Below are 21,118 nucleotides of genomic sequence, written 5' to 3' on the forward strand. Positions count from 1 at the left end.
GCCGAGCGCCTCGATCTCCTGCGGGCTCAGCTCGAAGTCGAAGACGTCGAGGTTCTCCCGGATGCGGGTCTCGGTGACGGACTTGGGGATGACGACGTTGCCGGTCTGCAGGTGCCAGCGCAGGACGACCTGCGCCGGGCTCTTGCCGTGGGCGGCGGCGATCGTGGTGACCGCTTCGTCGCCGAGGACGGCGCCCTGGGCGAGCGGGCTCCAGGCCTCGGTGGCGATGCCGTGCCGGGCGTGGAACGCGCGCAACTCGGCCTGCTGCAGGCCCGGGTGGAGCTCGATCTGGTTCACGGCCGGTACGACGGAGGCGGCGCCGAGCAGCCGCTCCAGGTGCGCGGGCTGGAAGTTGGAGACGCCGATGGCGCGGGTGCGGCCGTCGGCGTACAGCTTCTCCAGGGCGCGCCAGGTGTCGAGGTAGAGGTCACGGGCCGGGGTCGGCCAGTGGATGAGGTACAGGTCGACGTGGTCCAGGCCGAGCTTGTCGAGGGAGGCGTCGAAGGCGGCGAGCGTGGCGTCGTAGCCCTGGTCGGCGTTCCACAGCTTCGTGGTGACGAACAGCTCGTCGCGGGCGATGCCGGAGTCGGCGAGCGCCTGGCCGACGCCGCGCTCGTTGCCGTAGATCGCGGCGGTGTCGATGCTGCGGTATCCGGCCCGCAGGGCGGTGGCGACGGCGGCGGTGGTCTCCTCGTCGGGGACCTGGAAGACGCCGAAGCCGAGCTGCGGCATGGTGACGCCGTTGTTGAGGGTGACGGTGGGGGTGGAGGTCACGGTGTGGTCCCTGATCGTTGACGTCGATGCGGTAGCGCCTTACGAGCGACCACAATAGTTGCACGCGCGGGTTAAATGCAAACGCTGCATAGCGTCGCACGTCATCGCGGTCCGCCACCGGGCCACTGGGCCCGACCCCGGGTCCTTCCGTCGCAAGGGCGGGTGTCGGTCGAGGCGGTGCCGGCCCCGGCGCCGACGCCCACCTGGTAGGCGGGCACGACGATCTTCAGCGGCAGTTCGACGAGGGGGTGCGGCCGGACTCCGAGGCGACCTGAAGCGTGCCGGTGAGCACCGAGCCCGGGGTCGCGCCCTTGGTGTCGAGGGTGAGCGCCACCTTCTGGGTGCCGTCCGACGCCAGGTCGCCCGAGGCGGGAGCGATCTTCAGCCAGGACGCGTCGCCCTTCTCCTTCACCGTGTACGGCGTCGCCGAGCCGTCGTTCGTGAGCGTGATCGCCCGTGCGCGGCTCTGGTCCGCCGGGACGATCTCGGTCAGCGACGAACGGTCCGCCGTGACGCGGCCGGTCTTCAGCGTCGCGTCGGCCGTGGTGATCCCGGTGGCCTTGGCGTCGCGCCGCGCCGGCCAGGACCGTCACAGCGCTTCGCGGGATCGGCCGCCGTGGTCGACCGGATCGCGCCCTTGCCGCGGCCCGTGGTCGCGACACAGGGCCTCGACCGGAGCGCCGATAGGGTGGCCCCATGCCGTACCCGCCGATGGCGTTCCAACTCGACACGGCACGACTGACGTTGCGGCCCTGGACCGAGTCCGATGCGGATGCCCATCGAACGCTCGTCGCCGAGCGGGGTGGTGACGTGCCGTCCATCGAGGACAACCGGCGGATGATCGAGGACCAGCGCACCGCATCGGCACGGACGGGAATCGCTCTGCTGGCCGTCGTCCGCCGGGACGTGGGCGACTTCATCGGGTACTGCGGGCTGACGGTCGGCCGGGCCTCTGTCGACGAGCCCGAGATCGCCTACGAGTTGTTCCGGCGCGTGCACGGACAGGGCTATGCGACCGAGGCGGCCTCCGCCGTGCTGAACGCCGCGATCGCGACGGGTCGGACGCGGCTCTGGTCGACCGTCCGTCCCTGGAACGCGCCCTCCTTACGGGTCCTGGAGAAGCTCGGGTTCGAGCACGACCACGCTGCGGCGGACGACCGTGGCGAACTCCTGTGGCTCACCCGCTCCTTGCCGTAAGAGGCACGCGTCCCTCGTTCGCGTGTGCGCGGGCGCATCGGGGCGGCGTGAGGAATCAACTCGGAATCGGATGACGAGAGACGTGGACGGCATATCGAGAGCGACGGGACCCGGCGTCTACGACCACGCTGCGGCCACGGGCAAGCCGTCGCCGCGCGTGGGCATCGTGGTGTCGTTGGTGATGGCTCTGCTTCTGGGGGCGCTGTCGCTGCTGGTGATGTTCCCGGCGGTGGAGCACCTGCGGTCCCTGCGGGACGGGGAGCGGGCGCAGGCGACGCTCATCCACTCAGGCTCCTGCATGATCGGCCACTGCCAGGTCGAGTTCACGGCTGGCGGGCGGACGGTGGTGGCCACGCTGCCGGTCGGCAGCAGCGGCGGAAAGAGCTCCGACGGCGCTCGATGGGTCGTCCGATACCGGGCAGAGGACCCCGAGACCGCCGTCCGTGAAGCGGACCTCGGAGGCGGCGGCGCGATCGCGCTGGCCTGGACGGCGGGCGGACTCGCCTTGATGTTCGCGGTGACATCGGTCTACGTGGGGTTCTACCTGGCCCGCCGGCGCCTCAGGTCACCCGCTCCCCACTGACCCTGGGGGCGGTCAGAAATCCGTATGGTGGGCAACCTCGAACTTGCCCAGACGTGCGCGCGGGAACGGCCGCGCGATGGGCAGCACCATCCGCGCCTCGCTTTCGGAGACTCCTGCGTCGAGCATCTTCCGGTACTCCGCGAGACCTGCTCCGTATGCGCGCACGAGGGAAGCCTGAACGGATGGCTCGGCCTGCGGCAAGCTGTAGCAGCGGTCTGCGCTGAACTCTACGAAGGACAGCCCCTCACGATCCTGGTAGTCGTCACCCATCAACGCGGCGAACTGCAGCTCGAAGCCCGTCGGTGGTCCGGGGGTCATCCAGGAGGCGCGGATGGATTGGATCTGGTTGTCATCGATCATGATGCCGACGGGCCCGGTGACCGCGTCGAGGATCGGCTTGAGGACGTTGTCGAGATCGGCCACCAGGTGGGTCTGGTAGCGGCGGGACTCCTCGAGGAACCACACCAGCGTCACCTCGACGTCGTGGGTGAAGATCCCTCGGGTGGCTTTCTGGACGGCTGACCCGAGTGCGGCCTTGAATTCGGCCTTTCGGACCGGACTGGCCTGAAGCGAGATCGGGTCTACCGTGCTGCGAATGTCGACCCGGCCGTGACTGCGGAACTCCTGCACGTCAAAGTCGCCTTGGGTCACCACTGAACTGGACATGATCGGCATGTTCTCAACGCCGGGGGATCGCCACAAGCGCGGAGGGCTGTGACCACCGGGCCGTGACTACCGGGCCGTGACCACCAGGTCGTGGCCCGCCGGGTCGTGATGATCGGGCTTCGGCGATCGGACCTTGACCTCAAGCGCACTTGAGTTTTTAGCGTGCTCTCGCTGGTTCGTCGGAGAGAGAAGGAACGCATGGGCGTGATCATGAAGGACTACTCCCAGGAGGAGCTTGCCTCCCAGCCCATCGGCTACTGGAGCGGGGTGGCGAGCCGCACCGTGGTGGGTCGTATTCGTGCGGAGTTGGCGGTGGAAGACCTCACGCAGCCGCATTGGTGGACGCTCAACCATGTCGCTGGGTCTCCCGGCGCCTGGAACCGCGGGGCGCTCAGCGAGCGGCTGGTCCCCTTCGACGATCTCGGGATCGATTTCGGCGGTGTCTTTGACGACCTGATCGCCCGTGGCTGGATGGAAGAGAAGGGCGGGACGCTGACGCTCACCGAGGCCGGGGAGGCCGGGCGGCTCCGTGCGAAGGAGCGCAACGCACGCGCTCACGCCCAGATGCATGACGGAATCCCGACGGCCGAGTATGTGGCGGCGCTCAACGTCCTGCGGCGAATGATCGCGAACCTGGGCGGAAGCAGCGACCTTCCCTGAGGGGGCGTTCTCCTACAGCGGGTGGAGGGCCGCCGGCAGATCTTCGTGGCGAAAGACCGGCAGATCTTCGTGGCGGAGGACCGGCAGATCTTCGTGGCCGAAGGCCTGCCGGCCGCTCTGGCCCCGCTGGGCCGGCCCACCGACTGGCGGGTGCCGGACCGAGCCATGCCTCCTGGCTACTCCATCAGCAGATCCAGCAGGGTGACCACGGCGACTGCGATCCCCATGGCCATGCCCAGCTGGGGATTTCGCTCGGCCACCAGGACGGTGACCGCGCCTGCCAGGAGGAGGACGATCGTGCGCAGGCTGACCCGCCGGTCGCTATTCACCTCGCCCACCCGGCTCCGGGCGGTCCGACCGGCGTTCCGAGCCCTGTCGAAGTGCTGCGGCGGCCCGTGCTTTGTGGCGGGCCTTGATGCGGTTGACCTTGCGGCGCACCCGCCTGCCCATGGCGCCGGGGTCGGCGGCGCCCGCGACGAGGGCGGCCTCTTCCCAGGAGGCCACCCCCGGGCAGGCGCGGGCCAGCACCACCGCGCGTTCCTCGGGCCGCAGGGCGCGGAGCAGGACGCCGAGGCGGGCGTCATCGGCCGCGTCGAAGGGTGCTGTGTCCTCCCTGACCGCGCCGCTGACCACCAGGTCGTAGAGGGTCGAGCCGTTCCCCGCGGGGGCGTCGAGGAGCAATACGCGCGCGCCACTTGTCTCACGCCGCCACAGGGGGACGAGCTGGGTGTGAATGGTCCGGGCCTCGGCCTCGAGCCGTTCCATGGCCGACCGGCTGTTGCCCGTGTCGCTCAGCAGCGGCTGTGCCCAGCTTCCCAGCAGCGCGGTGGACAGCGCTTCGTTCCATCGCTCCGAACGGTGCAGTCCCAGGACGAGCGAGGCGAGGCCGGCTACGGGTTCGGTCTGGCCCTGAAGGGCAGCCTCACGCGCCTGCAGTGCCGCGATGGCGTCGAAGTGCACGGCGGCCACTTCGAGATTCCCATGGGCCCGGCCGTCCGATGCCAGCCGCATCTGAGCGACGAACTCGACGTTCAAGGCGATGCCCTTGAGCTGTGTCGCCACGGTCGACCGAAGGTGCGGCCAGTCCTCGAAGGGGCGGACCGTCACGGCACTGTGGACGCGCACGGAGTAGACCCCGCACCGCACGCGCTCGAAGGTGAGGCTGTTCGTCGCCTTCGACGCGTCCGCGCCCGGCAACGCGGTCGCCAGCAGGTCTACCAATGCGCCCTCGGCGAGCTCGACGACCTGCTCATCCGTGAGGTCGACGAGTGCGGTGTCGGCCGCGTTCCGACCGGCAACGAGGTCCTCGAGCCCCGCCAGGAGGGCCTTGAGCAAATCCCTGTCCACGGAGGCGTCTTGGGGACGGGATGCCTGCGAAGCAGGCTCGGCCGTTGGCCCGGTGGGGGCTGGGACGTCGATCAGTGGATCGGTGCGCCTTCGAGCGGGAAAGGCCGTGCTGTGCGGAGTGGTGTTGCCGGACATGGTGTGCTTCCTCCCGATGCTGAAAGAACGCTTTCACCTATCGGCGGTGGCACACCCTGGGGAGGGACAATATTTCTGAGCGGAGTGCATGTGATGCCCGTCACGTCAATGTGTCGTGCTGCTCCCCAAGTGACCTTGGCTAGCTACCCAGTTGGCGTGAATTCATGATCGCTATGCTCGAAGTTCCGCAAGATCGGCACGAGACTTGGATCATCTTCACGGAAGTCTCACCTCCGGTTGTGCAACCGTGTTGACGATCACACGGAACCTTCAATTCCGCACACAGTTACCGCACAGTTCGGCTTTACCGTCCCTTGGTGATCTTGCCGCCCGGCAGGATCGGAAGGGATGACACATCCGTGTCGAGACACACCCATGAGCAAGTCCGCCTGAGACGTCACAAAGCCCGTATCGCCTTAGCCTCCGTGCTGCTCCTGGCGGCCGAGGCCGCGCTGATATCCGGTCAGCCGGCATCCGCGGCACCGGACGAACCGGCCACGCCCTCGGCGAAGACCTCCGCCAACTCGCCCTCCAAGAAGGAGATCTGGGAGTCGGACCTCGCCTGGGCCGCCCAGCACACCAAGGGGTCGAAGGCCTGGGCGATCGTCCAGGCGAGGAAGACCGGGAAGAAGGTCGTCGCCACCGACGAGACGACCCCCGCCACGTACACGGTCGCCAACCCGGACGGCACGCTCACCACCGAGCTGACCGCCGGCCCTGAGCGCGTCTGGAAGAACGGGAAGTGGCGGAAGACCGACGCCACCCTCACCCAGAACGCCGACGGCAGCATCGCCCCCAAGGCTCACCCGAACGGCCTGCGCCTGGGCGGCAAGGGCGGCTCCCTGCCGAAGTCGCTGCGCGCCGCGCAGGACGACACGGCCCGTGACCTGGTCACCCTCGGCACCGGCAAGGACCAGCTGACGCTGCAGTGGAAGGGCGGCCTGCCGCAGCCCGAACTCGACGGCACCCGCGCCCGCTACGCGAACGCCGTGCCCGGCGCCGACGTCATCGTGGAAGCCACCCGCACCGGCTTCGAGCAGTTCGTCGAGCTCGCCGAGAAGCCCGCCGGCGCCTACTCCTACACCCTCCCGGTGCAGGCCAAGGGGCTGAAGGCCAAGGCGAACAAGGACGGTTCGGTCACCTTCACCGACGCCAAGAGCGGCACCGAGCGCGCCACCATGCCCGCGCCGGTGATGTGGGACGCCGCCGTGGACAAGACGTCGGGCGAGCACACCAACCGCTCCCGCGTCGACATGAAGGTCGTCGACAAGGGCCCCGGCGAGGTCGATCTCGTCGTCACCCCGGACGCCGGCTTCCTCGCCGACCCGGACACGAAGTACCCGGTCACCGTCGACCCGTCGACCTCCGCGCTGGCGAACACCTTCGACACGTACGTACAGCAGGGCGAGACCGTCGACTGGTCCACCGACGTCGAACTCGACCTCGGCAACCCGGGCACGAAGAACGCCGACGGCACCCCGCGCACCGCGCGCTCCTTCATCACGTGGAACACCACGCCGATCCAGGACGCGCTGATCGTCGACACCAACCTGGCGCTGTGGAACTTCCACTCCGGCAACACCGACTGCGTCGCCCAGGAGTGGACCGTCTGGGACACCGGCGCCCCCTCCACATCCTCACGGTGGACGGCACAGCCCGCCTGGAACCAGCAGTACCACTCGTCCACGCAGACCAAGGGCAACCCGGACTGCGCCGCCGGCCAGCCCGACGGCTGGATCAACGCCGATGTCGACACCCTCGTCCAGACCTGGGCGTCGGCCAAGGCCACCCGCGGCCACATGGGCCTGCGCGCGGCCACCGACGACGTGAAGGCGTGGAAGCGGGTCAACTCCGCGAACAACGCGGCCAACCAGCCCAAGCTGAGCGTCACCTACAACTACCGGCCGTCCGACGGCACGAACCGGCAGGCAGGTGCCCCGTTCAAGTCGTACGCCGGAGTGTGGGCGGTCAACACCACCACCCCGACCCTGCGGGACACCTTCACCGACCCGGACGGCGACAAGGTCAACGGCACCTTCCAGGTGTACGACGCCGCCACGAACACCCCGATCACCACGCCCTCCGGCGAGGGCCTGATCGTGTCCGACTTCGTGGACTCCGGGAAGCCCGCGTCCGTCAGCGTGCCCGCGGGCCAGCTGAAGGACGGCAAGACGTACAAGTTCCGCACCAACGCCTACGACGGCACCCACTACAACCTCAGCTGGTCCCCGTGGACCCAGTTCGTCGTGGACACCACCGCACCGGGCGAGCCCTCTCCCGTGACGTCGGCCCAGTACCCGGAGGGAACCCGATCGGGCGGCGCCGGCCAGGCCGGCACCTGGAACGCCACGGCGGCCTCCGACGCACGCGCCGTCGAGTACCGCGTGGACGGTGAGGACGCCGACGCGGACTCCGGCGCCACCGGGCGCGGAACCTGGGCCTCCACCGCCACGTCGTCGGGTTCCACCGGCACGCAGGCGTCCTTCGACGTGACCCCCGCCGTCGACGGCGCCCACCACGTCGAGACCCGGGCCGTCGACCGCGCCGACAACGTCGGCACGAGCAACGACTACGGGTTCGTGGCAGGCGCCCCGGTCCCGTCCCGTGCCCACAAGGTGGACATGACGCTCAATGCGCCCGACCCGAACGCCGCCGATCCGGCCGACTGGAACAACCCCTACCCGGCGTTCGGCTGGGGCGGCTGGGAGTCCCGGACGACCGACGGGCGTGCCGTGAACGCCCCCGCCCTGCTGCCGACCAAGAAGAAGGTCGTCGACGCGGGAGACGCCACCATCACCATCACGCCGCTCAAGCAGCGCACGCCCGAGGCCGCCGCTTCCATCAAGAAGGCGGTCGAGAAGCAGGGTGCGCTGCCCGGCACCCGCGCCTACACCGGCCCCATCCTCGACAAGTCCTGGTGCGACACCACGCTGACCGCCCAGAAGTCGTACATCCGGCGCAGCGAGGCCTGCCTGATCTTCAACTGGGGCGTCAAGGGCAACGACGGGAAGAGCACCTACACGCAGGACTTCGAGCTCCTGTGGCAGCTGAAGCTCGACCCCAAGGGGAACAGCGTCAAGCAGTGGATCCAGATGATCCCGGTGGCCGGCTCGTACAAGCCGGGCCTGCCCTGGCCCAGCTCCCCGGGCGCGCTCGGCTTCAACTTCACGGCCAGTTGCGGCAACGGGGCCTGCGCCGACTCGGGCGCCGGCTTCGACTGGGAGTCCGACCGCTCGCCGACCTGGTCGTCGGGTCTCGACGACCACATGGCCCAGGGCAACGCCGAGACCACCTGGAACGGCAGCGTCAACAACGCCTCGGGCGCGAAGGACAAGGACCTGTCCAAGGAGATGCCGCTCCAGGTCGAGGCGATTCTCTCGACCACCACCCCGAACATGGTCGTCACCGACAACCACGGGGCCGCGCCCTCCGCGGTGCTGGGCCGCTGCGACAAGGTCCACAAGGACCCCGGTTGCGTGTTCCCCGAGTACAGCCCGGGCTACGCGATGAACTCGAAGAAGTACCCGGCCGCGGCCGCCCACGCCTGGCTGATCCAGAGCAAGCTCGCGCCGGAGTACTTCGGGCGCACTCCGGTGACACCGCTCACCTATCTCCCGGGCAAGACGCGCAACATCGCGGGCGCCAACAAGACCGGACGCAGCGAGACCGCCAACCGCTACCGCGTCTGTGCCGGAGCGCAGGCGAACAAGATGGTGCACCCGTCCGACACCGGCCTCGTCCCCGAGCTCGCGACGTCCGGCAACGACGTGCGCTCGTGCGACGAGTACCCCTTCAACGCCACCTATGACTCCGCCGGGATGCCGGCCGTCGAGGGCGGCCTGAACCCGAAGCCGGTGTCCGACGCGACACAGGGCCGCGAGTGCGTGCAGACGTACGCGCCGAAGCTGCCCGACGGCACGTGGAAGCTGTACGACAACCTCAACGACCCGGCGCCCACGTGGGACGAGACGTGTGGCCGCTCCTCGATGTCGAGGAACGTCAACTCCGGCTCCATGAACCGGTTCGGTCTGAGCTTCGCTCCGACCTTCCGGCTCCTGGACAAGGACACCTACTGGGTGGACGTGCCGGGGTTCGAGGACTGCGACCCGCTGGCGGACACCGTGGTCTGCACGCAGCGGCCGTAGCCGTCTGACGCTCTGATGTTCTGACGCGCGGACGCTGAGCGTCGGGCCCGAAGGATTCCTGCATTCCTCCCTTCGGGCCCGACGTGCGTGATGCGGTCGCCTTCAGGTCAGCTGGTCGGGGCGAACGGGGGCCGTGGGGCGTCGAAGTGGTCGAGGATGACCTCGATGGTCACCTCGCCCTCCATGTTGAACTCCTCGTCGGCCTCGTACCGCGAACGATCGTCACCGATGATTCCCGCGACCCTGAGCGAAGCGGCGAGCACGTCCGCGTCCCCGGACCGTTCGTCCTCCTCGCCTCCGCATCCCAGGCCGAAACTGGTGACGCAGCGTCCGCCGCGCGCATACGTGAACTGCGCGGGCGGGTCCCAGGAACGCGTCTCGAAGAACAAGAGCTCCGCGCCGTCCGCCGAAGCCGTGATCGCCGGCCCGGACACGTCGTCACCTCGGGCCGTGCCGGCCGCCGCCTCCTCGACCGCGTAGGCCCACCCGCCCTGCTCGCCGAGCGCGACCGGTATCGCCCCCTGCGGCAGGCGAGCGAGCAGTTGACTCGGCGTGAGCCCACGGGCGTAGGTCACCCACGCATCACCACGCAGGTCCGGACTCCATCGGATGGCTTCACTCATGGACGGCATCGTAGGCCGATGAGTTCGCCGGTCGCCCGCGGTCTTCCCTTGCAGCACACCGTCATCCCGGGGAGAGAAGGAGGCCAGGATGCGCAATCCGATTCGGCTGTACATGTCGATGTCGCTCGACGGCTACATCGCGGGCCCGGACGACAAACCGGGCCAGGAGCTCGGGCGCGACGGCGGACGCCTCTTCAACTGGCTCGACGACCGGGAGTCCGACGGCCCCAACGGACAGGTCTACCGCGAAGCACTGGCGACCCGCGCGGTGATCTCCGGCCGCCGGACCTTCGAACTCGCCGGGCGCTGGCAGGGCGACCACCACGACGGCGTACCGATCTTCGTCCTCACCCATCACGTGTCCGACGGCGACGTACCGCCCGGCCACGCCCAGTTCGTCACTGACGTCGAGGACTGCGCCCATCGGGCCCGCGCGGCCGCCGGAGACCTTCCCGTCATGGTGCACGGCGCCGGCGCGGCACAAGCACTGCTGCGAGCGGGTCAGCTCGACGAGATGGAGATCCACCTGGTTCCGGTGCTCCTCGGCGCCGGCCGACGCCTCTTCGACCACCTCGGCAGTGACCACATCGAGCTCGACCCCGTCCGCCGGCTGGAGGGACGGGACGTCACGCACCTGCGCTACCGGGTGCGCCACGCCAAGCCGTGAGCTCGGTGTCCATCAGATGACCGGTCTCCTCCCGGGCCACCACCCACCCCGGTGAAAGCCAGGGCTCGACCTCGTCCGGCTCGGCAGGCATCTTCATCCAGGTCCGCGGCACCGTCACCGAAGCGGCGGCGCTGCGGACCATTGCCGCGGGAGGCGGTGTTCGACCGGCGGGGGTGTGCGCCGTGACATCGCCCAGCCCGCCACCCATGTCCTCAGGGTGTCCGCAAGCATCGCGCCTCCCGCAGCAAGGCCGCATCCGTCGTCATGTAATGCCCGCTATGCCGATGGGGGGCTTACCGGTGTCACGCCGTCCCTCTGTCGGAAGCCCGGTCGCATCGACCGTGGCCCCGCCCCACCGCCCTTGCTGCTGTACGCATCTCGCCTCTTCCGCCCGGATCCGTCAGCTGGTGTGGACCCGCTCCCCGGCCTCACGGATCACGACCGGGCAGCGCACCGGAATGTGAGGCGGACGCGGAGGCGCCTGGGCGTGACCTCACGAAACCTCACGAAAGAGGGTGCTGCACGGTCATGTCCGGTGGCCGCCCCTCAGCGGCGGGGCGCCGGCTCACCGCACGTGCCGCGGCGATCGAAGGAGCAACGTCCATGACCGTCTTCATCCGCGTCGGACTCGCGGTCCTCCTCCTCGACGAACTCGTCGTCGGCGGATGGAACGCGATCGCGCCGGGGAGCTTCTACCGGAACTTCCCGACCGTGGACCTGACTCCGCCGTTCAGTGAGCACTACGCCCGCGACTTCGGCGGCGCGACCCTCGGCATCGCGCTGTTCCTGGTCATCGCGTTCGTCCTTCCCGGGGCGCACTTCGTCGTTCCGGCCGCGCTCGCCTTCTCGATCTTCTCCGTGCCGCACTTCCTCTTCCACGTGACCCACCTGGGGGGCGCCGCGGTCGGCGAGGCGATCGCCCTCACCGCCGCCAACGCCACCGTGGCGCTGCTGGGCATCGCCGTCGTCCTCGCCACCATCGCCCGCGACCGCCGGGAGCAGCAGCAGCGGGCCGTTCCCGGTTCGGCGGCCGACCCGTCCGCGTGAGGCTCGGTATTCCGCAGGTCGGTCCGGGTGGCCAGGTGTTCTCCGGTGAATCAATCCTGGCGCAGTGCTTGACTTTTGAGCAGGCTCGGCCGGAATCTTGGCAACGTTGTCATTCAGGTTCGGGTTCCGGCGACTTCGCCGCCGGGGCACCCCCATGTCTCGACGGCTCCGTCCGGGCATGCGCAGACAACGTTGTCACCTCGGTGGGTGCGGTGGTCAGGGCCGCACCCACCTCACCTTTCCGCATCCCGATGGGACTTCAGCCATGGCACCAAGACCGGATCAGCCCTCCCGTCCTTCCCGCCGATCGGTCGTCACCGCCGGTTCGACCCTGCTCGCCGGGTTCGGGTTGGCCGCCGCGCTGCCCGGCCGGAGCGTTGCCGCAGCGCCGAGCGTGGCGGGCTCGCCCGCGGGGCACGGGTCCTCGGGCGCCGAGGGCGAGTTGGCCGCGTACCGGCCGGTCCGTGTCTCCTCCACCGCCTACGCGCCCACGCCCGCGGAGTTCGTGGTGGACAAGGTGAGCTCGGCCGGCGTCAAGGGCACCGGCTGGCGGGCCGCGGACGGTGATCCGCAGTGGGTGTCGGTGGATCTGCAGGCGCCCTGCGAGGTGGCGTCGGTGCGGCTGACGTTCGAAGCCGCCGAGGGCGACCCGGTGTTCGTGCCGAAGCCGACCGGCAACTGGTCGGACGGCACCACCGGCAAGGAGATCCTGTCCAGTTACGCCACCGCGTTCACGGTGGAGACGTCCTTGGACGGGAAGTCCTGGACGAGCATCCACCGCACGACCTCGGGGACCGGCGGCACGGTGGACATCACCCCGGCCAAGCCGGTGCGGGCGCGCTGGGTGCGGATGACGTCCACCAAGCGGTCCTCCGCCAACCCGCTGGGCCTGAACGGGTTCGAGGTGCACGGCACCGGCCCCGCCGGCCGCCCCGCGGCCACCGGGTGGACCGACTGGGGCCGCCACGACCACCGGCCGCCGCGCCTGGAACTCGCCGCCGACGGCACGGTGCCGCTGGAGTCCGGCTGGGTGCTGACCATGGACGACTGGGCGGACGGCGCGGGCAGCGACCTGTCGCGCCAGGGCGTGGACACCAGCGGCTGGCTGCCCGCGGTGGTGCCCGGGACGGTGCACGGAGCGCTCGTCGAGCAGGGCAAGCTGCCCGACCCGGTGGCCGGATTCGGCAACATGCACGCTCCCGAGGCCCTGTCGCGCCACTCCTGGTGGTACAAGCGGGACTTCGAGCTGCCGCACGGCCTGGACACGGGCCGGGGACGGCACGTGTGGCTGGAGTTCGACGGCGTCAACCACGAGGCGGAGGTGTGGCTGAACGGCCACAAGGCCGGCACGCTCACCTTCCCCTTCGCCCGTGCCGCGTACGACGTGACCGGCTTGCTGACGAGCGGCACGCAGGCCCTGGCGGTGCGGATCACTCCCATGCCGGTGCCCGGCAGCCCCGGCGACAAGGGCCCGGCCGGTGAGGCGTGGGTGGACGCCGGTGCGGGCCAGATGAACCTCAACTCGCCGACCTACCTCGCCTCCTCGGGCTGGGACTGGATGCCCGCGGTGCGCGACCGGGCGGCCGGCATCTGGAACCACGTGCGGCTGCGCTCGACCGGGCACGCCGTGATCGGCGATCCCCGCGTGGACACCGTTCTGCCGAAGCTGCCGGACACCTCGACCGCCGAGGTGACGATCGTGGTGCCGGTGCGCAACGCCGACACGACGGACCACGACGTCACCGTCACCGCCGCGTTCGGCGGGGTGCGGGTCAGCACGAAGGTCACCGTCGCGGCCGGGAAGAGCACCGAGGTCACCTTCGCCCCCACCGACTTCCCGGCGCTGAAGCTGCGCAACCCGAAGCTGTGGTGGCCCAACGGCTACGGCGACCCGGTCCTGCACGACCTCACCCTGACCGCGGCGGTCTCCGGACGCACGAGTGACCGCCGCACCACCCGGTTCGGCATCCGGCAGTTCGGCTACGAGTACGCGGTGCCGCTGCCCTTCACCGCCTCCTCCGACGCGTACACGCAGCAGGTCGCCCTCGACTCCGCGGTCCGGGCCCGCCACGTGCGCATCAAGTGCGGGAAGCGCGCGACCGACTGGGGCTTCTCCCTGTGGGGGCTCTCGGTCGTGGACCGGGCGAACGCCGGCACCGACCTGGCACTGCACGGCAAGGCCACGGCCTCCAGCAGTGCGGACGGCACCGACCCCGCGGCCGTCAGCGACGGTGATGCGACGACGCGATGGGTGTCCGACTATGCGGACGACCAGTGGGTCCAGGTCGACCTGGGCGCAGTCCAGTCCTTCGACCAGGTGGACGTGACCTGGGAGAGGGCGTACGCGAAGACGTACGTGGTGCAGACGTCCACGGACGGCGACACCTGGACGGACGCCAAGGCCGTCGACAACAGCGCCGTCCCCCTGCCCTTCAACGGCGGCGACGCGAGCCTGCGGCGCGAGACCGTGCCGGAGACCACGGCCCGGTACGTCCGGCTGAAGTGCGGTGAGCGGAACACCAGTTGGGGCAACTCGCTGTGGACGTTCTCGGTGATCCACAGCGGCACTCCGGGAACCGATCTGGCGCTGCACGCCAAGGTCGGCGCCTCCAGCGAGGAGTCGTCGCATCCGGCCGCGAACGCCACCGACGGCGATGCCGGCTCCCGCTGGTCCTCCGCCTACGAGGACAACCAGTGGATCACGGTGGACCTCGGCTCCGCGCAGCGGTTCGACGAGGTCGCGGTCCTGTGGGAGGCGGCGTATCCCAAGACGTACGTGATCCAGTCCTCCGACGACAACGAGAACTGGACCGACCTCAAGACGGTCGACAACACCCCCGAGCCGCTGAAGATCAGCGTCAACGGCACCCGGGTGCTGGTCCGGGGCGGCAACTGGGGCTGGGACGAACTGCTCCGCCGGATGCCGCTGTCCCGGATGGACACCGCCGTGCGCATGCACCGGGACATGAACTTCACGATGATCCGCAACTGGGTCGGCTCCAGCAACCGCGAGGAGTTCTTCGCGAAGTGCGACGAGTACGGGCTGCTGGTGTGGAACGACTTCCCGAACGCCTGGGGCATGGACCCGCCGGACCACGAGGCGTACAACTCCATCGCCTCCGACACGGTGCTGCGGTACCGCATCCACCCGAGCGTGGTCGTCTGGTGCGGTGCCAACGAGGGCAACCCGCCCAAGGCCATCGACGACGGCATGCGGCAGGCGGTGCAGTCGCAGGCGCCCGGCATCCTGTACCAGAACAACTCCGCCGGCGGGATCATCAACGGCGGCGGCCCCTACAACTGGGTGGAACCGGAACGCTACTACGACCCGTCGCTCTACGGCAGCCACAGCTTCGGCTTCCACACCGAGATCGGGATGCCGGTCGTCTCGACCGGGGCGAGCATGCGGAACCTGATCGGCGACGAGCAGCCGGACTGGCCGATCGGCGGTTCGTGGTACTACCACGACTGGAGCGAGCACGGTAACCAGGCGCCGCAGCAGTACCTGGCCGGGATCGAGGCGCGGCTGGGCAAGGCGACCGGCCTGGACGACCTGGTGCGTAAGGCGCAGTTCGTCAACTTCGAGAACAGCCGCGCGATGTTCGAGGCGTGGAACGCCCGTATGTGGGACGACGCCAGCGGTCTGATGCTGTGGATGTCCCATCCGGCCTGGCACAGCACCGTCTGGCAGACGTACGACTACGACTTCGACGTCAACGGCTTCTACTACGGCTCTCGTTCCGCCTGCGAGCGCCATCACGTGCAGGCCGACCCGACCACCGGCCAGGTGACGGCGCTCAACCACACCCCGGACGCGCTGAAGGGCGCCGTGGTCACCGCCGAGGCGTACGACCTGAACGGCAGGCGGGTGGCCGGCACCGAGCGGATCCGTCTCGACGTCGCTCCATCGGCGACCGCGAAGGCCTTCACGGTGCCCTTCGACAAGAAGCTGCCCGACCTCCACCTGCTGCGCCTGACCCTGACCTCGTCCCGCGGCACCGTCCTGTCACGCAACACGTACTGGCGCTACCGCGAACCGTCCGCCATGAAGGCGCTCAACTCCGCGAAGAAGACGAAACTCTCCCTGTCCCTGCGGCGATCCGATCCGTCCGCTTCCCGGCAGCAGGCGACCGCGGTGCTCCGCAACACCGGCTCGTCCGTTGCGGCGATGGTGCGCCTCTCGCTCCTGGACGAGCACGGCGAGCGGGTGCTCCCGACCGAGTACGGCGACAACTACCTCTGGTTGCTGCCCGGTGAGTCCCGCACGGTCACCGTCTCCTGGCCTTCCTCCGCGCTCGGTGAGGACCACCGTCCGGTCCTGCGGGCGGAGGGCTACAACACGGCGGCGGTGAGCGCGAAGGGCTGACCGACTCGCTGACCGACCGCCTGGATCACCGCTCCCCGCTCCCCGCCCGACGTACGGGGGCGGGGAGCGGTGCGTCACGAAGCGTGAACACCCCGGGTGAGCTCGCTGAGGGGGATCGGTGTGCCGAGGATCCGCTCGGCCGCTCGGTGCCCGGAGAGCAGGGCGCCGTGCACGGTGGCCGGTTCGTGGCCGTACGTCGCCTCTCCGGCGAAGTGCAGGACACCGTCGACGGGACCTGCCATCGCGTCGTGGTCGTCGTGCGAGGAACCGACGGCGACGTAGGAGTACGAGCCGCCGGCCAGAGGATCGCTGCCCCAGCGGGTGAGCCAGTGGCCCACGGGGTCGGGGACGGTGGCGCCGTAGATCTTCCGGAGCGAACCGAGCACCGAGGCGACCACCTCCGCGTCGGTCATCCCCTCGATCTCCCGGCCCCAGTTCCCGCCGGCGAAGGTCAGCAGCATCGGCTCGCCGCTCACCACGGAGACGTCGTACCAGGTGTGCCAGGGGAAGCCGGCCTGCCCGTGCTGCCGGATCGCGTAGACGCCGTCCTGCCAGAACTGCCGGGGGAACTGGAGGAAGATCTTGTTGAACACGCCCATGCCGAGCCGGGCGATCGGTCCCGCCACGGCGTCCGGCAGCGCGGGCGTGAACGCGATCGCCCCGGTCTTCAGCACCCCCAACGGCACGGTGACGATCACCTGCGCGGCGTCGAACGACTCGTCCGCCGTGTCGACCCGCACCCGGTCGGCCGACCGGGAGACCGAGGTCACGGTCTTGCCCGTACGGACGTCGAGGCCCTCCGCGAGAGCGTGGGGGAGCACGTCGAAGCCGCCGGGGAAGATCACTTCGTCGCCCTCGATGGCGTCCTCGTCGAGGGCGTGCGCGGCGACCTGCTCGACCTCAGCGCCGCACTGCTCCTCCGTGCGGTGCCGGTAGAACGTGCGCAGCCGCTCGGCGCGTTCGGGCTTCCACCCGGCGGCGGCGAGGGTCCGCTCGGCCGCGGTGGCGTAGCTCTCGTCGTGGCCGGAGTCCGCGATGGTCCGCTGGAAGAGCGCGTCCGCCGTGTCGACGTCGCTGATCCACCGCCGGGTGGCGTCGTCGTCGAGGAGCCGGTGGGACTCGTCGTAGTCGGCGATCGGCCGCCCGCCCGCCTGGAAGCTCCCGACGGTGAACTCGCGGGTCTCCATCCCGAACGCCGGGACGAGGTCCGTGAGCGGGTTGCCGGTGAGGCCGTGGATCCACGAGGCGCCGCGGTCGACGCAGAACCCTGCCGTGCGGTCCGTCCACATCCGGCCGCCGACGCGATCCCGCGCTTCCAGCACGACCACTCGTTGTCCCGCGGACCGCAGCAGCCGCGCGGCGGTGAGGCCGGCGATTCCCGCGCCGACGACGATCGTGTCCATCATCTTGACTGTGCTCCAGGGGAGTTCGAGGTCAGCCTGCGTGGCCGAGCTGGGTCAGGGCCAGGTCGAGCGTGTCGGCGAAGAAGTCCGCGGCGGCGGTGTCGATGCACAGCGGGGGCTTGATCTTGAGGATGTTGAGGTGGTCGCCGGTGGGCTGGACGATCACGCCGAGGTCGAGCATGCGCTCGCACAGTTCGGCGGTCTCCTCGGTGGCCGGTTCGAGAGTGCCGCGGTCGCGGACGAGTTCGAGGCCGAGGTAGAGGCCGGAGCCGTGGACGGTGCCGACGACCGGGTGGCGGTCCGCCAGGGCGCTGAGCCGGCGCTTGAGGTGCCCGCCGACGCGGACCGCGTTGCCCTGGAGGTCCTCGTCGCGCAGCGTGTCCAGGACGGTGAGGCCGACGACGCTGGAGACCGGGCTGCCTCCGGTGGAGGAGAAGAAGTAGCCCTGCTCGCGGTACCGGTCCGCGACCGCCCGCGACGTGATGACGGCGCCCAGCGGATGCCCGTTGCCCATGGCCTTCGCGACGCAGACGACGTCGGGGACGACTCCCTGCTGCTCGAAGCCCCAGAACCAGTGGCCGAGCCGGCCGTAGCCCGCCTGGACCTCGTCGGCGACGGCCAGGCCCCCGTGCCGCCGCACGGCCGCGTACACCTCGGCCAGGTAGCCGTCGGGCAGGGCGACCCCGCCGGCGTTGCCGTAGAAGGTCTCGCTGACGAACGCCCCGGCCGGGCGCCCTGCCGCGGCCAGTTCGTCGATCACGGCGGCCGCCTGCGGTGCGTAGCGGGCCGCGTCCGGTCCGCGGTGGCGACCCCGGTAGGAGTTGGGCGAGTCCACGGTGTGGACCCAGTCGGGGCGGGTGGAAAGGGCGTTGGGGTTGTCCTGAAGGGAGGTGGAGACGGCGTCCGAGGCGTACGTCCAGCCGTGGTACGCCTCGCGGACGGCGACCACGTCGGGCCGGCCGGAGGCGCCGGTGGCCAGCCGCAGGGCCAGGTCGACCGCCTCGGAGCCGGAGTTCACCAGGAACACGGTGTCCAGCGGGTCGGGCAGCAGGGCGGCGAGGCGTTCGGTGAACTCCACCACCGAGGCGTAGTGGAACCGCGAGTTGGTGTTCAGCCGCCGCAACTGTCCGGCCACCGCCCGTTCGACGCGGGGGTGGGCGTGGCCGAGCGGGGTGACGTTGTTGACGATGTCGAGGTAGGAGCGGCCTTCGGTGGACAGCAGGTGGTGGCGCCAGCCCCGTTCGATGCGGGGTGGGGTGGCGTAGTAGTGCTCCTGCACCGTCGCGAACACGGCGCCGCGCCGCTCCAGCAGGTCGGCGTCGTGCGTCCGGTCGACGGGGGGCAGGCCCAGGAGCGGGGCGGGGTCGGCGGTGAGCGGCAGCCAGCCGGCGGCGTGTTCGGGACGTACGAGGGGTGGGACGGCGGGGCCGTCGGGTGTGCGCAGGGAGAGGTGGGCACGGGTGCCGGCGGGGAGGTGGACGAGGTCGTCGCCCGGCCGGACCGTCCCGCCGTCGGCGACGACGGGTGCCACGGTGGTGGGGAAGGACGCCGTCAGCACGAGCGAGCCGTGGGTGATCTCCACGGTTCCCGCCCGTGCGGTGCGGACCCGCCCCGCACCAGGGGCCTGGACTACCGCCGCCCTGCCGAGCCGCAGGTCGATCCCGGTGGGAACCGTCGCGCCGGAACGCGTCGACAGCGCGGCGCCCTGGCTCGGCCGGGCCTGTGCGTACCGGGTGGCCGTCACGGCTGCGCCGTTCGCGAGCGCGGCGGCCGAGCACGCCTCCTCGGCATCGCCGTCGAGCCAGGCGCCCGCGTCCATGGCGTCGGAGTCGACGGACAGGTCGAGGACGGCGATGCGGTCCGCGGAGATGCCGCGCAGCAGAGGGAGTTCGGGACCACCGGGTGCGGCCGGGGTGTCCGTGACACCGATCGCGTGCCGGACGAGGTGGGTCATCACGGGGATCGGCAGGCGGACGGCCTGCTCGAAGATGCGCCACTCGCGGTCGAGTGCGCCGGTGGCGTAGGCGTTGTCCGCGTCGACGGCGGCCTGCTGGCGGCCGCTCACGACGAGGCCGGCGGCGCGCAGCACCACGAGCGGCCACAGCGCCTCGGCCTCTGCGGCGGACAGCGGGCGCAGGGCGTGGAAGGCGCGGACGGCCGGCAGCACGTGGTGCGGTTCGATGCCGTCGTGGTGGAGCAGCGAGGAGAGCGACACGGCGAGCTCGCTCACCGCCCAACTCGTCGTCAGATCACCGAAGTCGATGACGCCGTCGGGCATCGGCACACGGCTGCCGGTCCGGCGGATCAGGTTGTCGTCCGTGAGGTCCAGGTGCACGGCCTGCTGAGGCAGCACGTCGGCGATCCCCTGGACGAGCTTCCACGCTTCGGCGGTGGCGTCCTGGACGGCGGCCCGTCGCTCGGTCTCGGTGACGTGTCCGGCGAGTGCGGCGACGACGCGGTCGGTGTGCCGCAGGTCCCACTGCAGGACGCGATCGAGGCCCGGGTGACGGAACTCCCGCAGGGCGGTGCTCACCTTCGCGGTGACCGTGCCCATCGCCGCGACCGTGCCCGGGGACAGGTGCCGCGGCCCGGACAGCGCGCCACCAGGGAGGTACCGCAGGAGCCGGGCGACGGCCGGTCCGCCGTCGGTGTCCACCACCGTGCGACGAGGACTGCCGTCCGGGTGGCGCAGCACCGTGGCGACGCGCAGGTCGGGGTGGGCGGCGGCGATCAGGTCGGCGGCGGTGTCCTGCGCCTCGATCTCCACGGGACCGAAGGCCGGGTTGGCGATCTTCAGGACGGCCAGGACCGCCCCGTCCTCGTTCTGCAAGCGGAAGTTGGCGTCCTGCTGGCTCCCCAGCGGTTCCGCCCGGGCGTTCATGCCGAGGTGCTGAGCGGCTATGACTTCGGCCTCGGCGGCGCTGGTCCGCGGCGCGGGAAGCGCGTCCTCGGCGAAGAAGTCGATCGTGCGGGGCTCCGGGTGCGGCATGGCGAGGTCCTCGACGGGGTGCGCGGTGCGTGGCGGTGGCGGTGGTGGATCGGGGCGGGCGGTCGCCTCAGTCGACGTGCCACAGGAAGCGGTGGGTGTGGATCCCGAAGTAGGGGAAGTTCTCCACGCCCGTGACGCCCTCGACCGTGCGTACGACGTCGTTGACGAAGTCCAGCAGGTCGTGGGGCCGCGCACAGACGACCTCGACGAACAGATCGAACGTGCCGGCGGTCAGCACCGCGTACACGACTTCGTCGTGCCGGGAGAGCTCGTCGGCCACCGCCCGGGGGTCGCCGTCGATGTGCAGCCCGAGCAGGGCCATCGTCTGACGGCCCATGGTCATCGGGTCGGTGACGCCCACGACCTGAACCGCCTTGGCGTCGATCAGGCGCTGGAGCCGGAGCCGCGCGGCCGACGGCGACAGGCCCACCTTCGGACCCAGATCGGCGTACGGGATCCGGCCGTCCACCTGCAACTCCCGCAGGATGGCCCGGTCGATCTCGTCCATGAGGTGCC

Annotated in this window: 15 protein-coding genes and 1 pseudogene; 7 read left to right on the forward strand and 9 right to left on the reverse strand. The window is 70.4% G+C overall.

From position 1 onward, the window contains the following. Both M4J07_RS14635 and M4J07_RS14640 read right to left on the reverse strand, forming a co-directional pair. Nucleotides 1-732, reverse strand: a 732-nt coding sequence (locus M4J07_RS14635; protein ID WP_255971931.1) for an aldo/keto reductase, incomplete at its 3' end; no start/stop codon positions are given. A 268-nt stretch (nt 733-1,000) separates the two neighbouring features. Beyond that, nucleotides 1,001-1,324, reverse strand: coding sequence for a BACON domain-containing protein (locus M4J07_RS14640; protein ID WP_308284752.1), 324 nt, complete (start codon nt 1,322-1,324; stop codon nt 1,001-1,003). A gap of 146 nt (nt 1,325-1,470) precedes the next feature. On the opposite strand from M4J07_RS14640, the gene M4J07_RS14645 reads away from it, so the two are divergent. Both M4J07_RS14645 and M4J07_RS14650 read left to right on the forward strand, forming a co-directional pair. Next, nucleotides 1,471-1,971 (forward strand): GNAT family N-acetyltransferase, encoded by a 501-nt coding sequence (locus tag M4J07_RS14645; RefSeq protein WP_255971838.1) that lies wholly within the window; start codon nt 1,471-1,473, stop codon nt 1,969-1,971. Between the two features lie 82 nt (nt 1,972-2,053). Continuing rightward, nucleotides 2,054-2,554, forward strand: a complete 501-nt coding sequence (locus M4J07_RS14650) for a DUF3592 domain-containing protein (RefSeq protein WP_255971840.1) — start codon at nt 2,054-2,056, stop codon at nt 2,552-2,554. Between the two features lie 12 nt (nt 2,555-2,566). Here M4J07_RS14650 and M4J07_RS14655 read toward each other — a convergent pair whose 3' ends face one another. Beyond that, a complete protein-coding gene (locus M4J07_RS14655) occupies nt 2,567-3,220 on the reverse strand; it encodes a RusA family crossover junction endodeoxyribonuclease (RefSeq protein WP_255971842.1) in 654 nt (217 codons plus the stop codon). 198 nt (nt 3,221-3,418) lie between these two features. Here M4J07_RS14655 and M4J07_RS14660 point away from each other — a divergent pair, with 198 nt between their 5' ends. Next, nucleotides 3,419-3,880: a MarR family winged helix-turn-helix transcriptional regulator gene (locus M4J07_RS14660; RefSeq protein ID WP_255971844.1), complete on the forward strand. Its 462-nt coding sequence runs from the start codon at nt 3,419-3,421 to the stop codon at nt 3,878-3,880. A 176-nt stretch (nt 3,881-4,056) separates the two neighbouring features. Here M4J07_RS14660 and M4J07_RS14665 read toward each other — a convergent pair whose 3' ends face one another. After that, entirely contained in the window at nt 4,057-4,209 is a 153-nt protein-coding gene (locus tag M4J07_RS14665; RefSeq protein ID WP_255971845.1) for a hypothetical protein, read from the reverse strand. Then, the gene (locus M4J07_RS14670) at nt 4,202-5,362 is read right to left on the reverse strand and encodes a hypothetical protein (RefSeq protein WP_255971846.1); all 1,161 of its coding nucleotides are present in this window, start codon (nt 5,360-5,362) and stop codon (nt 4,202-4,204) included. Before M4J07_RS14670 ends, M4J07_RS14665 begins: the two co-directional genes overlap by 8 nt. A 425-nt stretch (nt 5,363-5,787) precedes the next feature. Between M4J07_RS14670 and M4J07_RS48255 the strand changes: the two genes are divergently transcribed. Continuing rightward, a complete protein-coding gene (locus M4J07_RS48255) occupies nt 5,788-9,507 on the forward strand; it encodes a DNRLRE domain-containing protein (protein ID WP_374215038.1) in 3,720 nt (1,239 codons plus the stop codon). Nucleotides 9,508-9,614: 107 nt separating this feature from the next. On the opposite strand, the gene M4J07_RS14680 is transcribed toward M4J07_RS48255, so the two are convergent. Beyond that, nucleotides 9,615-10,130, reverse strand: coding sequence for a hypothetical protein (locus M4J07_RS14680; protein ID WP_255971848.1), 516 nt, complete (start codon nt 10,128-10,130; stop codon nt 9,615-9,617). Between the two features lie 88 nt (nt 10,131-10,218). On the opposite strand from M4J07_RS14680, the gene M4J07_RS14685 reads away from it, so the two are divergent. The 3 genes from M4J07_RS14685 (at nt 10,219) to M4J07_RS14695 (ending at nt 16,210) form a co-directional block, all read left to right on the forward strand. Continuing rightward, entirely contained in the window at nt 10,219-10,797 is a 579-nt protein-coding gene (locus tag M4J07_RS14685) for a dihydrofolate reductase family protein (protein ID WP_255971850.1), read from the forward strand. Nucleotides 10,798-11,400: 603 nt separating this feature from the next. Then, entirely contained in the window at nt 11,401-11,844 is a 444-nt protein-coding gene (locus tag M4J07_RS14690) for a hypothetical protein (protein WP_255971852.1), read from the forward strand. Between the two features lie 265 nt (nt 11,845-12,109). Then, complete coding sequence (locus M4J07_RS14695) at nt 12,110-16,210, forward strand: discoidin domain-containing protein (protein WP_255971854.1); 4,101 nt, start codon at nt 12,110-12,112, stop codon at nt 16,208-16,210. Nucleotides 16,211-16,284: 74 nt separating this feature from the next. On the opposite strand, the pseudogene M4J07_RS14700 reads toward M4J07_RS14695, so the two are convergent. From M4J07_RS14700 to M4J07_RS14710, 3 genes and pseudogenes are all read right to left on the reverse strand, one after another. Then, nucleotides 16,285-17,619: pseudogene (locus tag M4J07_RS14700) on the reverse strand (flavin monoamine oxidase family protein); the annotation flags it as partial. Nucleotides 17,620-17,644: 25 nt separating this feature from the next. Then, nucleotides 17,645-20,602 carry an aminotransferase gene (locus M4J07_RS14705; RefSeq protein ID WP_255971856.1) on the reverse strand — a complete coding sequence of 986 codons (2,958 nt, stop codon included), beginning with the start codon at nt 20,600-20,602 and terminating at the stop codon, nt 17,645-17,647. Between the two features lie 67 nt (nt 20,603-20,669). Continuing rightward, complete coding sequence (locus M4J07_RS14710) at nt 20,670-21,110, reverse strand: Lrp/AsnC family transcriptional regulator (protein ID WP_255971858.1); 441 nt, start codon at nt 21,108-21,110, stop codon at nt 20,670-20,672. Between the last annotated feature and the right edge of the window lie 8 nt (nt 21,111-21,118).

Origin of the sequence: Streptomyces longispororuber, assembly GCF_024448165.1 — a bacterium.
GTDB classification, from domain to species: domain Bacteria; phylum Actinomycetota; class Actinomycetes; order Streptomycetales; family Streptomycetaceae; genus Streptomyces; species Streptomyces longispororuber_A.

Coding starts and splice junctions, on each gene's coding strand:
- M4J07_RS14710 (WP_255971858.1), bottom strand. CDS start 21,110: ATGGACGAGATCGACCGGGCCATCCTGCGGGAGTTGCAGGTGGACGGC.
- M4J07_RS14690 (WP_255971852.1), top strand. CDS start 11,401: ATGACCGTCTTCATCCGCGTCGGACTCGCGGTCCTCCTCCTCGACGAA.
- M4J07_RS14680 (WP_255971848.1), bottom strand. CDS start 10,130: ATGAGTGAAGCCATCCGATGGAGTCCGGACCTGCGTGGTGATGCGTGG.
- M4J07_RS14660 (WP_255971844.1), top strand. CDS start 3,419: ATGGGCGTGATCATGAAGGACTACTCCCAGGAGGAGCTTGCCTCCCAG.
- M4J07_RS14685 (WP_255971850.1), top strand. CDS start 10,219: ATGCGCAATCCGATTCGGCTGTACATGTCGATGTCGCTCGACGGCTAC.
- M4J07_RS14670 (WP_255971846.1), bottom strand. CDS start 5,362: ATGTCCGGCAACACCACTCCGCACAGCACGGCCTTTCCCGCTCGAAGG.
- M4J07_RS14705 (WP_255971856.1), bottom strand. CDS start 20,602: ATGCCGCACCCGGAGCCCCGCACGATCGACTTCTTCGCCGAGGACGCG.
- M4J07_RS14695 (WP_255971854.1), top strand. CDS start 12,110: ATGGCACCAAGACCGGATCAGCCCTCCCGTCCTTCCCGCCGATCGGTC.
- M4J07_RS14655 (WP_255971842.1), bottom strand. CDS start 3,220: ATGTCCAGTTCAGTGGTGACCCAAGGCGACTTTGACGTGCAGGAGTTC.
- M4J07_RS14645 (WP_255971838.1), top strand. CDS start 1,471: ATGCCGTACCCGCCGATGGCGTTCCAACTCGACACGGCACGACTGACG.